The sequence below is a fragment of the Halorubrum depositum genome, from assembly GCF_007671725.1.
Lineage (GTDB): Archaea > Halobacteriota > Halobacteria > Halobacteriales > Haloferacaceae > Halorubrum > Halorubrum depositum.
In genome coordinates this window covers 1237930-1252246 of record NZ_VCNM01000002.1, presented here as the reverse complement: position 1 = coordinate 1252246, position 14317 = coordinate 1237930, and the positions used below count along the sequence as shown (strand labels likewise).

11 protein-coding genes are annotated in these 14317 nt (G+C 68.7%); 8 read left to right on the top strand and 3 right to left on the bottom strand.

What is annotated here, in order from left to right:
- The first annotated feature begins 2 nt into the window (after window positions 1-2).
- Window positions 3-1418 (top strand): PKD domain-containing protein, encoded by a 1416-nt coding sequence (locus FGM06_RS13740; protein ID WP_144799796.1) that lies wholly within the window; start codon window positions 3-5, stop codon window positions 1416-1418.
- A gap of 180 nt (window positions 1419-1598) precedes the next feature.
- Window positions 1599-2510 carry an HpcH/HpaI aldolase/citrate lyase family protein gene (locus tag FGM06_RS13735; RefSeq protein ID WP_144799795.1) on the top strand — a complete coding sequence of 304 codons (912 nt, stop codon included), beginning with the start codon at window positions 1599-1601 and terminating at the stop codon, window positions 2508-2510.
- 509 nt (window positions 2511-3019) lie between these two features.
- Here the strand turns inward: FGM06_RS13735 and FGM06_RS13730 are convergent.
- Complete coding sequence (locus tag FGM06_RS13730; protein WP_144799794.1) at window positions 3020-3388, bottom strand: VOC family protein; 369 nt, start codon at window positions 3386-3388, stop codon at window positions 3020-3022.
- A 192-nt stretch (window positions 3389-3580) separates the two neighbouring features.
- On the opposite strand from FGM06_RS13730, the gene FGM06_RS13725 reads away from it, so the two are divergent.
- Window positions 3581-6682, top strand: a complete 3102-nt coding sequence (locus tag FGM06_RS13725) for an FAD-binding and (Fe-S)-binding domain-containing protein (protein WP_144799793.1) — start codon at window positions 3581-3583, stop codon at window positions 6680-6682.
- Window positions 6683-7235: 553 nt separating this feature from the next.
- On the opposite strand, the gene FGM06_RS13720 is transcribed toward FGM06_RS13725, so the two are convergent.
- Together FGM06_RS13720 and FGM06_RS13715 are read right to left on the bottom strand one after the other, a co-directional pair.
- Window positions 7236-8978, bottom strand: a complete 1743-nt coding sequence (locus tag FGM06_RS13720) for an L-lactate permease (RefSeq protein ID WP_144799792.1) — start codon at window positions 8976-8978, stop codon at window positions 7236-7238.
- 271 nt (window positions 8979-9249) lie between these two features.
- Window positions 9250-9699 carry an acyl-CoA thioesterase gene (locus FGM06_RS13715; RefSeq protein WP_144799791.1) on the bottom strand — a complete coding sequence of 150 codons (450 nt, stop codon included), beginning with the start codon at window positions 9697-9699 and terminating at the stop codon, window positions 9250-9252.
- 119 nt (window positions 9700-9818) lie between these two features.
- Between FGM06_RS13715 and FGM06_RS13710 the strand changes: the two genes are divergently transcribed.
- The 5 genes from FGM06_RS13710 to hisH all read left to right on the top strand — a co-directional run bounded on the left by FGM06_RS13710 (window position 9819) and on the right by hisH (window position 14313).
- Window positions 9819-10430 carry a uracil-DNA glycosylase gene (locus FGM06_RS13710; protein WP_144799790.1) on the top strand — a complete coding sequence of 204 codons (612 nt, stop codon included), beginning with the start codon at window positions 9819-9821 and terminating at the stop codon, window positions 10428-10430.
- A gap of 162 nt (window positions 10431-10592) precedes the next feature.
- Complete coding sequence (locus FGM06_RS13705) at window positions 10593-11660, top strand: PhnD/SsuA/transferrin family substrate-binding protein (RefSeq protein ID WP_144799789.1); 1068 nt, start codon at window positions 10593-10595, stop codon at window positions 11658-11660.
- A 27-nt stretch (window positions 11661-11687) separates the two neighbouring features.
- Complete coding sequence (phnC, locus tag FGM06_RS13700) at window positions 11688-12506, top strand: phosphonate ABC transporter ATP-binding protein (protein WP_144799788.1); 819 nt, start codon at window positions 11688-11690, stop codon at window positions 12504-12506.
- Window positions 12503-13471: a phosphonate ABC transporter, permease protein PhnE gene (gene phnE / locus FGM06_RS13695; RefSeq protein WP_144799787.1), complete on the top strand. Its 969-nt coding sequence runs from the start codon at window positions 12503-12505 to the stop codon at window positions 13469-13471. The genes phnC and phnE overlap by 4 nt, the downstream gene beginning before the upstream one ends.
- A 182-nt stretch (window positions 13472-13653) precedes the next feature.
- Window positions 13654-14313 carry an imidazole glycerol phosphate synthase subunit HisH gene (gene hisH / locus FGM06_RS13690; protein WP_144799786.1) on the top strand — a complete coding sequence of 220 codons (660 nt, stop codon included), beginning with the start codon at window positions 13654-13656 and terminating at the stop codon, window positions 14311-14313.
- Window positions 14314-14317 lie beyond the last annotated feature (4 nt).

Here is a 14317-nt window from a genome sequence, read left to right as displayed (position 1 = left end):
CGATGAACGTCAAACACGCGCTCGGTCTGGCCGCGGTGGCGATCGCCGTCGTGGCGCTCGTCGCCAGCGGCGCGGCCGTGGGCGGGGTCGCCGGGCAGGACGGCCCGCCGGCAACGCCAGCGGCGTACTACGGACAGGTGACGCTGACCGACGGCGGTGACCCGATCGACGGCGTCACCGTCGAGGCGGTCGTCGACGGCGAGGTCCGCGACAGCATCGAGACCGACGCCGACGGCTCGTTCGGCGGCTCGGGCGCGTTCGACGAGAAGCTCACCGTCGAGGGGCCGGTCGACGGCGACGTGACGTTCCGGGTCGCCGACGCCGACGCCGGCACCGCCGCGTGGGAGTCCGGCGCGAACGAGGAGGTCGCCCTCGAACTGGACGAGGCGCCGGCGCCGGACGACGGAAGCGATTCGAGCGACGACGACCCGGGCGACGGTTCCGGATCCACCGGTGACGGTGCTCCCGGTGGTGGCGGTAGCGGTGGCGCCCCCGGCGGCGACGGCGGGGTCGACACGCCAGACGCGCCGGGCGACACCGACGCACCCGACGACGAACCGACCGACGAGCCGTCGGTCGAGGTGCCGGAAGGCGCCACCGCGGTCGCGGGCGAAACCGCGACCGTCGAGGCGGGCCCCGACGGAACGTCGAGCGTCGCATTCGCCGGCGAGACCGGGGTCGAGGGCATCGAGTTCGACGGCGCCGTCGAGGGCGACGTGAGCGTCACCGAACTCGACGCGGCCCCCGAATCGACCGGGCAACCGCCCGGCGCCGGGGTCTCGACGGTCGAGATCTCGGTCCCAGAAGCGGCTCGGAACTCGCCGGCCACGATCCGGACGCGGATCGGTGCCGACCGGCTCGAAGCGGCCGGCGCCGACGCGGAGGACCTCCGGCTCTCGCGCCACTCGGAGGGCGAGTGGCAGGCGCTGGAGACGTCGGTCGTCGAGCGCGACGGCGACGACGTGGTGTTGGCGGCCGAGACGCCCGGATTCTCCGTCTTCGCGGTGTCGGCCGTGAGTCAGCCGGAGGCGGCGATCACGGTCGACGCCGGCGAGTCCGGCGAGGCCGCGCCCGGTGAGACAGTCACGCTCTCGGGCGTGGGCTCCTCCGACGAGTACGGCGAGATCGTCGCCTACGACTGGGACGTCGACGGCGAGACGGCCGCCGGGAGCGTCACGGAGACGACGTTCTCGGAGTCCGGCGAGTACGACGTCGAACTCATGGTCACCAACGACGCCGGCGAGACCGACTCGACGACGGCGACCGTAACGGTCGAGTCGGCCGGAGCGTCCGGGCCGGCCGGAGCGTCCCCGGTCGAGGAGCTCGGCCTCTTCTCGCCGCGGACGCTCGGCGCGGTGGTCGGGGCGCTCGTGCTCGCGCTGCTCGTCGTCGCCACGGTCCGGCGCGCGGACCGCTGAGGCGGCGAGAGCACTGTGTTCGGACGTAATCGCTTGTAAGCGTCCGCGCGGGCAACCCGCCCGCGACCGGCCCCTTCCGCTCCCCTCTCTGCTCCCGATGTTCACTCGCTTCCGACTCAGAGAAAATACCCCCGGGTGAGGTACCTTTATTTCCGTGGGCGAGCGTGATTGAGCCGCTATATGACGGACGTCACTCTTCGCCGGACGCAGCTTGCAACGCCCGCGAGCGACGAGAAAATGATGCACTCAGCGGCCGACAGCGACGCCGACGAGGTGTTCCTCGACTTGGAGGACTCCGTGGCGCCGAACGCCAAGCCGGACGCGCGCGCGCCGCTCATCAAGGCGGCCAAAGAGGAGGACTGGAGCGACAAGGTCCTCAGCTTCCGCATGAACGGCATCGACACCAAGTGGTGGTACGACGACCTGATCACGGTCGTCGGCGAGGCGGGCGAGCACATCGACGACATCATCGTTCCGAAGGTCAAGTCCCCCAGCGACATCCACACCGTCGAGAACCTGCTCGCGCAGGTCGAGGAGAACAACGGGCTGGAGGTCGGCGGCATCGGCCTCGAACCGCAGATCGAGGACGGCGAGGGGATGCACAACGTCCACGAGATCGCGCACGCCTCCGACCGGCTCTCGTCGATCATCTTCGGGCCGGGCGACTACTCCGCGGCGATGGGAACACCCGGGCTCGACATCGGTCAGTTCCCGGAGTACCCGGGCCACTACTGGCACCACGCGCTCTCCGAGTGTAACGCCGCGGCGAAGTCGGCCGGCCTGCCGTGTCTCGACGGCCCGTACGCCGACATCGAGGACGCCGACGGGTTCCGCGAGTCCGCCGAGAACGCCAACATGATCGGCTGCGACGGCAAGTGGGCGATCCACCCCTCGCAGATCGAGATCGGCAACGAAGTGTTCGCGCCGGACCCGGAGACCGCCGAGCGCGCCAAGCGCATCGTCGACGCCTACGCCGAGGCGATGGAGGAGGGCAAAGGCGCCGTGAGCGTCGACGGCCAGATGGTCGACGAGGCGACCAACAAGATGGCCCAGGACATCGTCGAGACCGCCGAGGCCGCCGGCATCCTGTAATCGGCTCACCGCGTACCGGCCCCGTTCGATTCACTGTTTTTTTACGTCGCTCGCGTCTTAGAGCGATACTGCTCTGCTCGATAGACGGAGTGAGTGCTGCAGATCGGTGGGCGCGATAGAGTGGTTAAATGGCCGTGAGCGAGGACGACGATCGCCGATACACAAACGATGCGGTGGCGCGCGCCTCCGAGTGGCCGCCCGTGGCGGCCACGAGGTGCGCGCGTGAGGGAGTCGGTCGCCTTCGGCGACCGACGAGGCTGGGGAGGTGTGAGGCGCGGTGCCGTGCGGTGCGGGGAGGACTCAAAGGGGCAGTCGCGAGGTCGGCGCAGGCAACGGTAAGCACCACAGGGAGCGAACGAAGTGAGCGACCGAGGAGCGCAACGAGCGTGCGCCGACCTCGCGACTGGGGCTTTGGCGGCGTTTACCACAGAGTGGCCGATCGCGTGGATCCAGCCGACGGCAACACTCCGGGTATATTTATAAAATTATTCTCCGATCACTGGCGTCGTTTATAACGGCTCGATCAGCTCGACCGCGTGTCCGTCGGGGTCTTTCACGAACGCGGTGCGCGCGCCGGCCTCGGGCTGGTCGCCCGGCTCCTTCACGACGCCGTGGTGGTCGATCGCCTCGAACGTCGCGTCGACGTCGTCGACGCCGACGGCGACGTGGTCGTACCGGTCGCCGTCGTCGCTCGGCTCCTCGCCGTCTGTGTCGGACAGCTGGAACTCGACGCCGGCGTCGTCCGAGACGTACACGTTGCGCGTGTCGCCGTCGGCGGTCGTGAACTCCCAGGAGCGCTCGAACCCGAGCTGTTCGACGTACCAGTCGGCGGTGCGGTCGGCGTCGGCCACGTTCAGACACGTGTGGAGTATCTCCATGTGTCGGCCTCGCTCGGCGGGGCAATAAATCCCGGCGGGACGCCGCCGAGACGGGCGTCCTCTTCTGAAAATTCTACCTTACTGTGTGCGTGAAAAAAGCGGAACAGCGCGGCTATCGGCCGCCGCCGTCGACTCCCGATCATATTTATCTTTAACAAAGGATTTATTCTCCTTTCGACTCGGAGTAGTACTATGGCAAGTGAGCCCGCGTGGGGAGCTGACACACCCGACCTGGACACGTCGTCGGCCGCGCTCGGCCACGACCGTCCGGACGTACCCGCCTATCGGGCGCTCGCGGAGGACCTCCGCGAGCGCGTCGCCGGCGAGGTCCAGTTCGACGAGTACGCGCAGGTGCTGTACGCGACCGACGGCAGCATCTACCAGGCGCGCCCGGCCGGCGTCGTGACGCCGCGCTCGATCGACGACGTGCAGGCGACGATGCGGGTCGCGGCCGACCACGAGGTCCCCGTCATCCCGCGGGGCGCCGGTTCCTCGCTCGGCGGTCAGACCGTCGGCCCAGGCTGCGTCGTGCTCGACTTCTCGAAGTATATGGACGAGATCGTGGACGTCCGGCCCGACGACCGCCGGGCGGTGGTCCAGCCCGGCGTCGTCCAGGACCACCTCGACGACCGGCTGGCCGAGGACGGGCTGAAGTTCGCCCCCGACCCGGCCTCCTCGGCGCGCGCGACGGTCGTCGGCGGCATCGGCAACAACTCCACGGGCGCGCACTCGGTGCGCTACGGGATCACCGACGCGTACACGGAGCGGCTGAAAGTCGTGCTCGCGGACGGGTCGCTCATCGAGACCCGCGAGGTCGTCCTCGACTCCCCGGAGTACGAGGAGATCGTCGGAAAAGACGATCAGGAGGCCGCGCTGTACGAGACGACCCGCGAACTCGTCGCGGAGAACGAGGCCGAGATCGACGAGAAGTACCCGAACCTCAAGCGCTCCGTCTCCGGGTACAACCTGCATAAGGTGATCTACGAGAACGACGACGGCGAGGAGGTTATCAACCTCTCGAAGCTGTTCGTCGGCGCCGAGGGGACGCTCGGCACGATCGTCGAGGCCGAGGTGTCGCTCGTCACCCGCCCCGAGGAGACGGCGCTCGCGCTGTACATGTTCGACTCGCTGAACGACGCGATGAAGGCGGTGCCCGAGGCGCTGGAGTTCCCGGTGAGCGCGGTCGAGCTGATGGACGACGAGGTGTTCTCGCTCGCCGCCGGCTCACAGGAGTTCGCGCAGTACGCCGAGCCGATCCCGGACCGCGCGGCCGCGGCGCTCATGTTAGAGTGGGACTCCGAGCTCGTCGGCGACTTCGAGGACGCCATCGCCGACACGAACGCGTACTTCGTCGACGAGGGCGACGCCTTCGACGTGTTAGAGGCGTACACGCCCGAGGACCAGGCCGACATCTGGAAGCTCCGAAAGGCGGCCATCCCGCTTCTGATGGGCATGAAGGGCGACCCGAAGCCGTATCCGTTCATCGAGGACGCGACGGTGCCGCCCGAGGAGCTCGCGGAGTACGTCGGACAGTTCGAGGACGTCCTCACGGACCACGACACCTCGGCGGCGTACTTCGCGCACGCCGGGTCCGGCACCCTCCACATCCGGCCCATCCTCTCGCTGAAGGAGGAGGAGGGCGTCGAGAAGATGCACTCCATCTCCGAGGACGTCACCGATCTCGTCTTAGAGCACCACGGCGCCTTCTCGGGCGAGCACGGCGACGGGCTCGCGCGCACCGAGTTCAACCCGAAGATGTACGGCGAAGACCTCTGGAGCGCGTTCCAGGAGCTCAAGTCGACGTTCGACCCCGAGTGGCGGATGAACCCCGGGAAGGTCGTCTACGTCGACGGCGACACCGCCGCCGAGCGCGGCTACCCCGACACCGCCGCCGACACGGACATGCGGGAGAACCTCCGGTACGGGCCGGAGTACCAGTCGATCGAGCCGCAGACCGAGCTGGACTTCACGGACGAGGGCGGCTTCTCGCACCTCGTCGAGCTGTGTAACGGCTGCGGCACCTGCCGCGAGACCGACTCCGGCGTGATGTGTCCGACCTACCGCGCCTCCGAGGAGGAGATCCAGGCGACTCGCGGCCGCGCGAACATGCTCCGGGCGGCCATCAGCGGGGAGCTCGACGAGGACGAGATCCACTCCGACAGATTCCAGGAGGAGGTGCTCGGGCTCTGCGTCGGCTGTAAGGGCTGTAAGAGCGACTGTCCCACGGGGGTCGACCTCGCGAAGCTCAAGGCCGAGGTGAAACACGAGCACCACGAGAAGGAGGGGGCTGGCCTCCGCGAGCGGATCTTCCGCGACATCGACCGCTTCTCGGCGCTCGGGAGCACGCTCGCGCCGGTGTCGAACGCGGCGTCGAAGATCCCCGGCGCCCGGAAGGTGATGGACGCGGTCGCGGGGATCGCCCCGGACCGGGAGCTGCCGACGTTCCGCTCCGAGAGCTTCGAGGAGTGGTTCGACTCGCGCGGCGGGTCGACGGTCGCCCCCGAGGAGGCGGCCGACACGGTCGTGCTGTTCCCCGACACGTACACCAACTACAGCTACCCGGCCGCCGGGAAGGCCGCCGTCGAGGTGCTGGAGGCGGCCGGCGTCCGCGTCGAGGTGCCGGACGACCTCGCCCCCTCGGGTCGGGCGGCGTTCTCCACCGGGTTCCTCGACGACGCCCGCGAGCGCGCCGAGACCAACGTCGAGCGGCTCGCGCCCCGCGTCCGCGACGGGCAGTCGGTCGTCTTCGTCGAGCCGTCGGACGCGGTGATGTTCCAGGACGAGTACCTCGACCTGCTCGACGGCGACGACGTCGAGGCCGTCTCCGCGGCCGCCTACGGCGTCCTGGAGTACCTCGACGCCGGCCGCGTCGACGAGCAGTTGGCGTTCGACGCGCCCGCCGAGTCGCTCACCTACCACGGCCACTGCAACCAGAAGGCGACGAACAAGGACCACCACGCGGTCGGCGTGCTCCGCCGGGCCGGCTACGACGTGGACCCGCTCGACTCCTCCTGTTGCGGGATGGCGGGCTCGTTCGGCTACGAGTCGGAGCACTACGACATCTCGAAGGCGATCGGGCGGATCCTCTTCGACCAGGTCGACGAGAGCGACGGCGAGACGGTGACCGCGCCGGGCGCCTCCTGCCGCTCGCAGCTGGGCGACCGCGACGCGGACGCGGAGAACCCGCCGCACCCGATCGAGAAGGTCGCTGACGCCGTGACCGGGCCCGCGCCCGACGCCGTCGCCGACGCGGGCGCCGCCGACGCGACGAGCCCGTCGCCCGCCGACGACTGAACCGGCGTCGCAGGCGACGGGTCCCGTGACGCCGTTCTCGGGTGCAGATTTTTTCGGCCCCCGTCTTTCACATCTCGCGCATCGTCAATACGGTATTTAAAAAGAGTGAGCGACCGCGAGGGTCAGTTATAAAAAACGACGCGGTCGGCGCGTGCCGCCGAGCGCCCGCAGGGCGCGAGGTGCGCGCGCGAGGGAGGAGCGAGCGTAGCGAGCGACGAGGCTGGGGAGGCGTGAGGTGCGGTTGCGGTGCGGGGCGGGACTCAAGGGGGCATCCGCGAGGCGGGCGCAGGCGTTCACGAGAGTGGAGCTCTCGTGAGCCAATCAGAACGCCGAGCGTTCTGATGACGACGTAAGCACCGCAGGGAACGAACGAAGTGAGTGACCGAGGAGCGTGGTTGGAGAGAGCTTTGCTCTCTCGTCGTCACGAGACGCCTCCGGCGTCTCGAACGACAGCGAGCGTGCGCCCGCCTCGCGGCTGGGGCTTCGGGAGCGTTCTACACAAACCGTCGATCGATCGTAAAAAGAAATCCGCACCGCAGTACCGTTCCCGCGTTCAGAACACGCCGGGGAACAGCACGTAGCTGAACAGCAGACACAGCAGACCGACGCCGGTCGCGTAGTACAGCAGCGGGATCATGTTCAGCCGCATCACCCGCCCCTCCTGTCCGAGGAGGCCGACAGTCGCCAGCGCGGCGACGAGGTTGTGAATCGCGACGAGGTTCCCGATTGCGCCGCCGACGGCCTGCGCGCCGACGATGATCGTCCGCGGGAGCCCGAGCTGCGTCGCCGCCTCGAACTGGAACGCGCCGAACGTGATGTTCGAGACGGTGTTCGACCCGGCCATCGCCGCGCCCAGCGCGCCGATGAGCGACGCGAAGGCGGGGTAGGCGGGGCCGAGGATATCCGCGGTCGTCTGCGCGAGCAGGACGATCATGCTGCCGACCTCGGGCGCGCCGGGATGCGCGCCGGACTGGAGCATCACCTGCACCATCGCGATGACGAACACCAGCGCGATGAACGGCGAGACGATCTTCCGGGCGGCCTCCTTCCAGGCGTCACCGACCTCCTCGCCGGACATGCTGAAGATCGGGATCGCGAGCACGGCGCTCACGAGCAGCCAGAAGCCCGGTACGTTCATCCACGCGACGGCTCCGCTGAGGTCGGTGCCGAGGATCCCGCCCCAACTGAGGACGAAGATGTCCTGGTTGATGAAGTTCGAGATCGGGTCGATCGCCCGCGTCACGACCAGCAGGATCACGAGCAGGACGTACGGCGACCACGCCTTGAACAGCGACATGTCCTCGCCGCCGCTCAGGTCGGCCGCCTCGGCCTCGGGCGAGCCGCCGTTCGCGCCGTTGGACTGGCCCGGCTCGATCGAGCCGACCCAGTGATCGGCCCACCGCTCACGCTCGGGGAACTCCCACTCGTCGTCCGGCAGGAGGTACCCCGCACGCAGGATGCTCAGGATGACGGTTCCACCGACCATCGAGCCGATGAGCGACGGGAACTCGGCCGTGAGGAACCACGCCGAGAGCCAGTACGGGACCGCGAAGGCGATCCCCGACGCGATACAGAGCGGCGCGACCTCCCAGGCCGGCTTCAGCGACCGGTCCTCCGGGTCACCGAAGAAGTAGACGACCATTCCGACCGCGAACAGCGGCATCACGAACCCGACCAAGGCGTGATACGTCGCCGCCCACGCCGCCACGTTGACGGAGAACTCCTGGACGGTCATCCCGCCGTCCTGGATCGCGGTGCGGGTGAACTCGACGCTCTCCATCGGACTCTGGATCCCGACCACGATCGGCGTCCCCACCGCGCCGTACGTGACGGCGATGATGTGGCCGATGATGCCCGCGACGACGGCCGCGAGCGCCGGGAAACCAAGTCCGAGGAGCAGCGGTGCGACGACCGCGGCCGGCGTCCCGAAGCCGGCGGCGCCCTCGATGAACGTCGCCATGAAGAAGGCGATCAGGACGATCTGGACGCGGCGGTCGTCGCTGACCGTCGCGAACCCTCGATTGATCCGGTCGAAGGCGCCCGCTTCCATCAGCGTGTACAGCAGGACGAGCGCGCCGAAGACGATCCAGAGGATCTCGAAGGCGGTCATAAAGCCTGCCGCCGACGCCGCCGCCAACCAGTTCACCGGCATGTTCCACGCGAAGTACCCGACCGCGAGCGCGGCGACCCACGCGATCGGCATCGCGCGCGTCGCCGGCCAGAGCAGTCCGATCAGCAGGGTACCCGCGAGAAGCAGCGGTATCGCGGCGATCGCGACGTCGATTCCCGTCGTCATGGGTCTACCCCACCGTTGCTCTCGTGTACTCGATTCCGTCGGCGACTCATGTCACAGGTTATCATCCACATACGACGCGAGGGACATCACGTTCATTAGTTATAAAATGTAAGTCTTTGAGCCGACGTCTCCCCCCGGTTCACCCCCCTTCGGTGTGGCAAAAACCCCCAGCGATCGGTTTCTTTATTACTGGTCTTTTTCATCACTGATTCTTCCCGCGGCCGGTATCTTCCCCGGCGGCGAGGTCGCCGCCCGAGGCGACTCGGACGGTTCAGCGATCCTCGTCTGGCTCGGCGGCGAGCGCGGCGTCGCGGAGCTCCCGGCAGCGGTCGCCGGCGACTCCGAGCGCCGGTACCGGCGTCGGCGTCCCGTCCGCGTCGACGGCGACGAACACGAAGTACGACTCCGTCGTCACCTCGCGCTCGCCGGTCCGCGGCGACTCGCGGAACGCGCGGAGGCGGACGCGCACGCTCGTCCGACCGGCCGCGTACGCGTACGACTCGATGAGGCAGGTGTCGCCCTGCGGGATCGGTCGCTTGAAGTCGAGCCCGTTGATCTTGGCGGTGACGCAGGTCTCACCGGCGTGGCGCATCGCGGACATCGCTCCCACCTCGTCCATCCACTTGACGACGTTGCCCCCGTGGGCGGACTCGTAGTTGTTCGTGTGCGTCGGCTGGACCCGCTGGCGGTTCTCGATGTAGGTGTCGCTGACGGTCGGCATGGCGGACCCACACGCCCGTCCGTGAAAGGGGCGTCGTCGGGTCGGAAACCGCGGGGCGCGGCGGAGCGTCGTCGGGCGAGGCGAACGGACTTATGTCGCCCCCGCCCGGATCGGTGCGCATGACAGAGCACGGGGACGCGCTCGACGCCGACCTCCGGGTACCGTCGTGCGAGCGCTGTCCGGCGCTGGTCGAGTCGCGGAGCCGGATCGTCGACGGGGTCGGGCCGACGGACGCAGACCTGCTGTTCGTCGGCGAGGGACCGGGCGCGAACGAGGATGCGGAGGGCGAGCCGTTCGTCGGGCGGTCCGGCGACGTGCTCGACGACGCGCTGCGGGACGCCGGCCTCGCGCGGGCGGACGTGCGCATCACCAACTGCGTGCGGTGTCGCCCCCCCGACAACCGCGACCCGACGAGCGACGAGCTGGCGAACTGCCGCGGCCACCTCGACGAGGAGATCGACCGGCTCGATCCGGCGCTGATCGTGACGCTGGGCAAGGTGCCGAGCGAGCACCTGCTCGACCGGTCGGTGGCGATCACGTCGGAGTCCGGCGACGTCGTCGACGCCCGGCTCGCGGGTGCGTCGCGTCGCGTGTTGCTGTCGGTCCACCCGGCGGCGACGCTGTACGACCGGAGCCAGCGCGACGGCTTCTTCGAGACGATCGCGCGGGCGGCCGAGCTGAGCGGCGGCGCGGCGGGCGGGAGCGGTCAGTCGCGGCTCGGGGAGTACTGACGCCGCTGCCGCGCCCGTGACCGCGTCTCCACGGGCGTTTCAACCGGGAACGTGCGCCGGTGGTCCGTTCGGACGATACTCGTCCGAGAACCGGACGTACCGTCGCGATATATATAGAAAACATAGAAAACGATTAGTCACGCCAGTCAGACAACCGGCTGTATGTCCGACAACAGATGGTCGTCGAACCGACGAACGTTCGTCAAGACAGCGGGTGCGGGCGGCGTGGTCGCGCTCGCCGGCTGTTCCGGCGGCGGGGACGGTTCCGACGGCTCCGACGGAAGCGACGGCTCTGACGGGTCCGACGGCTCTGACGGCGGCACGGCGGGCGAGACGGACGACGTGCCCTCCGCGCAGTTCATCCTGAACCCGGCCGAGGCCGACGTGGAGATCGAACAGCAGTACCAGCCGATGTTCGAGTACCTCGAGTCCGAGGTCGAGGTCGAGATCGAGTCCGACCGCGCGGCGAGCTACACCGCGACCCTCCAGGCGATGCGGAACGAGCAGGGGGAGATCGCGGACATCTCGCCGTCGGCGGTCATCGCGGGCGAGGACATCCTCGACGTCGTCGGCGTGCGGATCGCCTACGGCGCGGCGCAGTACTTCTCGACGATCACGACGACCCCCGACAGCGGGATCGAGGCGCTCACCGACCTCGAGGGCGAGCTGATCTACATGGGCGACATCCTCTCCGTCTCCGGGACGCTCGTCCCCCTCACGGTCCTCCAGGACGCCGGGCTCGACATCGGGAACGCGCCCGACGGCGACGCGAACGACTTCGACGCGGAGTACTCCGACCACACCACGGCGCGCGAGCAGATGGTCCAGCGCGACGACGTGATGGCCGCGACGACCGGGGCGTTCTCGTCGGCGCCGTACGTCCCGCAGCAGCAGTTCGAGGAGATGTCCGAGGACTTCGTCGACATCTCGGCGGAGTACGAGGGCGCCGGCGACGAGATCGAGTCGTCGGGGACCGAGCTCCAGCTGCTCGCGGTGTCCGACCCGATCCCGCGCGCGCCGCTGGCGACGCGCTCCAGCTGGGACGCCCCGGTCAAGGCCGACATCGAGGAGGCCATCCTGAACGTGTCCGAGGAGGACCTCAGCCACGGCGACGACTACGACGGCGAACCGCTCTGGTTCACCGGCGTCGAGGAGGGGAGCATCGACGACTACGAGCCGATCCGACAGGTCCTCGACCAGCTCGGTCTCGAGTTCGAAGACCTTTCGTAACCACCTCTCAACCCCTCTTTACACCTAATGAGTCGCATCACAGTCGACGGGCTCACGAAGCGGTTCGGCGACACCGTGGCGCTCGACGACGTCTCGTTCGAGGTTCCGCAGGGCGAGTTCGTCATCGTGCTCGGCGTCTCCGGCTCCGGGAAGTCGACCCTGCTTCGGTGCATGAACGCGCTCGAGACCCCCACCGAGGGGGAGATCCGCGTCGGCGACGAACCCGTCACCAGTCCCCGCAACGACATCGCGATGATCTTCCAGCAACACAACATCATCGACCAGATGACCGCGTACTCCAACGCGCTCACCGGGTCGCTCAACCGGAACACGTTCCTCGACTCGCTGCTCCAACGGCAGGGCGAGGCGGACAAGCTCCAGGCGTTGGAGGCGCTCGACACCGTGGGACTGCTCGACGAGGCCCAGCAGAGCGCCAAGCGCATGTCCGGCGGCCAACAGCAGCGGGTCGGGATCGCCCGGGCGCTGGTACAGGACCCCACGATCCTGCTGGCAGACGAGCCCGTCGCGAGCCTCGATCCGGGCTCCTCCCAGCAGGTGATGGGGTACCTCCGGACCGCAGCGCGCAAGCGCGACCTGACGGCCGTCATCAGCCTCCACCAGGTGAACCTCGCCCGGAAGTTCGGCGAGCGGTTCATCGGCCTCCGCGACGGGCGGAAGGTGTTCGACGGCTACCGCGACGAGTTCGACATGGACGTGATAGACGAGATCTACGGCGACATCGACACGGAGGGCATGTTCGCCTCTGACGCCGATCGGGGCGCCGACGGCGGGTCGCTCGACGACGCGTCGTCGAAGCGGGTCTCCGGCGGGGGGATGGGCCAATGAGCTACGACGAGTCCGTTCGCGAGCGCTACGAGGCGATCGTCCTCGCTCGCCGCGTCAAGGCGCTCGTGATGGGCGTCGGACTGCTCGCGCTCGGCGGCGTGTTCTACTACGCGCTCGTCTCCGTCGGCTTCTTCGCGGCGAACATCCCCACGTACTTCCCGAACTTCCTCAACGCGCTCCGCGACTTCTTCCCGTTCCTCGCGCCGTCGTTCCCCTTCATCGACCCGAGCGGATTCCTCGACTACTGGGCGTTCATCTCGGAACGGAACCTCATCTGGGGCGGCGTCGGTGGCGACACGCCGCTGCTCGGCGAGGCCGGGATCACCCTCGCGATGGGGTTCGCCGGCACCGTCATGGGGTTCCCGCTCGCGCTGCTGTTCGGCATCCTCGGTTCGGGCCGCGTGACGCCGTTCCCGTTCAACTTCATCTTCCGCGGGCTCATGTCCTCGATCCGCGCGATCCCGGCGCTTGTGTGGGGGCTCATCTACATTCCGCTCGGCGGGATCGGCCCCGTCACCGCGACGCTCGCGATAGCGACCGACACGATCGGCAACCTCGGTCGCCTCTTCACCGACGAGTTAGAGGAGATCGAGGACGGACCGATCGAGGCGATGGAGACGACCGGCGCGAACAAGCCGCAGACGATCACCTTCGGGATGCTCTCGCAGGTGACGACGCCGTTCATCGCGTGGACGCTGTACATCTTCGAGATCAACGTCCGGATCGCCGTCTCGCTCGGGATCATCGGCGGCGGCGGACTCGGGAACGTGCTCTCCGTCCAGCAGGGGCTGTTCGCGTTCACCAACATGATGGCGACGATCCTCGTCATTCTCGTGTTGATCATCTCCGTGGAGATCTTCTCCCAGCGGATCCGCTCCGCGCTCCGCGAGGGCGACGAGGCGCAGGGCATCGTGGCGCTGCTCATGGGCTTCCCGCAGCGGATGGCCGAGGCGGCGCTGAAGTGAGCGCCGCCGGAGCGACCACGGGTCGGCCGCGTTCGACGCCTCCCTGCGCCGCGCGCGTCCGCGTCGTCGCGGCACCGCCGCCGCGCGTCCCCGTCGTCTGACGCCGCCCGACGCCGGGCCGCCCCGCCGCGCCCGACTGTCACAAGGGAAACCGACTTTTCCGTCCCCCTCGGAGGGGACGTATGAGCACCTTCGAGCCGCCCGCGGAGACGCTGGCGGACGTCGTCTTAGTCGACTACGGGCTCGGGAACCTCCGGTCGGCGACCCGCGGATTGGAGCGTGCGGGGGCGTCGGTCGAGATCACCGACGACCCCGAGGCGTTCGCGGCCGCCGACGGCGTCGTCCTCCCCGGCGTCGGCGCGTTCCGCGAGGGGATGGAGAACGCCGGGCCGCTGCGCGAGGCGCTGACGGACCACGCCGACGCCGGCCGCCCGCTATTCGGCATCTGTCTGGGGATGCAGATGCTTCTCACCTCCAGCGAGGAGGCCGACCACGAGGGCGAGGGCGAGGTGACCGGCCTCGACCTCGTTCCCGGCACCAACGTCCGGTTCGACGTCGACCGCAAGGTCCCGCACATGGGGTGGAACGAGCTCGACGTCGAGCGCGAGCACCCGATCGTCGACGGGGTCGACGGGGAATACGCCTACTTCGTCCACTCGTACTACGCCGAGCCCGACGACCCGGAGGCGGTCGTCGCCACCGCCGACTACGGGGTCGACTTCCCCGCGGTCGTCGCCAACGACGCCGGCAACGTGTTCGGCACGCAGTTCCACCCCGAGAAGAGCGGGGAGACGGGGCTCCGGATCCTCCGGAACTTCGTCGAGTACTGCGCGGAGCGGTAACTCC

What these genes read in the sequence shown, in the direction of transcription:
- FGM06_RS13740 (WP_144799796.1), top strand. Translation starts at nt 3, where the DNA reads ATGAACGTCAAACACGCGCTCGGTCTGGCCGCGGTGGCGATCGCCGTC.
- FGM06_RS13705 (WP_144799789.1), top strand. Translation starts at nt 10,593, where the DNA reads ATGTCCGACAACAGATGGTCGTCGAACCGACGAACGTTCGTCAAGACA.
- FGM06_RS13735 (WP_144799795.1), top strand. Translation starts at nt 1,599, where the DNA reads ATGACGGACGTCACTCTTCGCCGGACGCAGCTTGCAACGCCCGCGAGC.
- phnC (WP_144799788.1), top strand. Translation starts at nt 11,688, where the DNA reads ATGAGTCGCATCACAGTCGACGGGCTCACGAAGCGGTTCGGCGACACC.
- hisH (WP_144799786.1), top strand. Translation starts at nt 13,654, where the DNA reads ATGAGCACCTTCGAGCCGCCCGCGGAGACGCTGGCGGACGTCGTCTTA.
- FGM06_RS13715 (WP_144799791.1), bottom strand. Translation starts at nt 9,699, where the DNA reads ATGCCGACCGTCAGCGACACCTACATCGAGAACCGCCAGCGGGTCCAG.
- FGM06_RS13725 (WP_144799793.1), top strand. Translation starts at nt 3,581, where the DNA reads ATGGCAAGTGAGCCCGCGTGGGGAGCTGACACACCCGACCTGGACACG.
- FGM06_RS13710 (WP_144799790.1), top strand. Translation starts at nt 9,819, where the DNA reads ATGACAGAGCACGGGGACGCGCTCGACGCCGACCTCCGGGTACCGTCG.
- phnE (WP_144799787.1), top strand. Translation starts at nt 12,503, where the DNA reads ATGAGCTACGACGAGTCCGTTCGCGAGCGCTACGAGGCGATCGTCCTC.
- FGM06_RS13720 (WP_144799792.1), bottom strand. Translation starts at nt 8,978, where the DNA reads ATGACGACGGGAATCGACGTCGCGATCGCCGCGATACCGCTGCTTCTC.
- FGM06_RS13730 (WP_144799794.1), bottom strand. Translation starts at nt 3,388, where the DNA reads ATGGAGATACTCCACACGTGTCTGAACGTGGCCGACGCCGACCGCACC.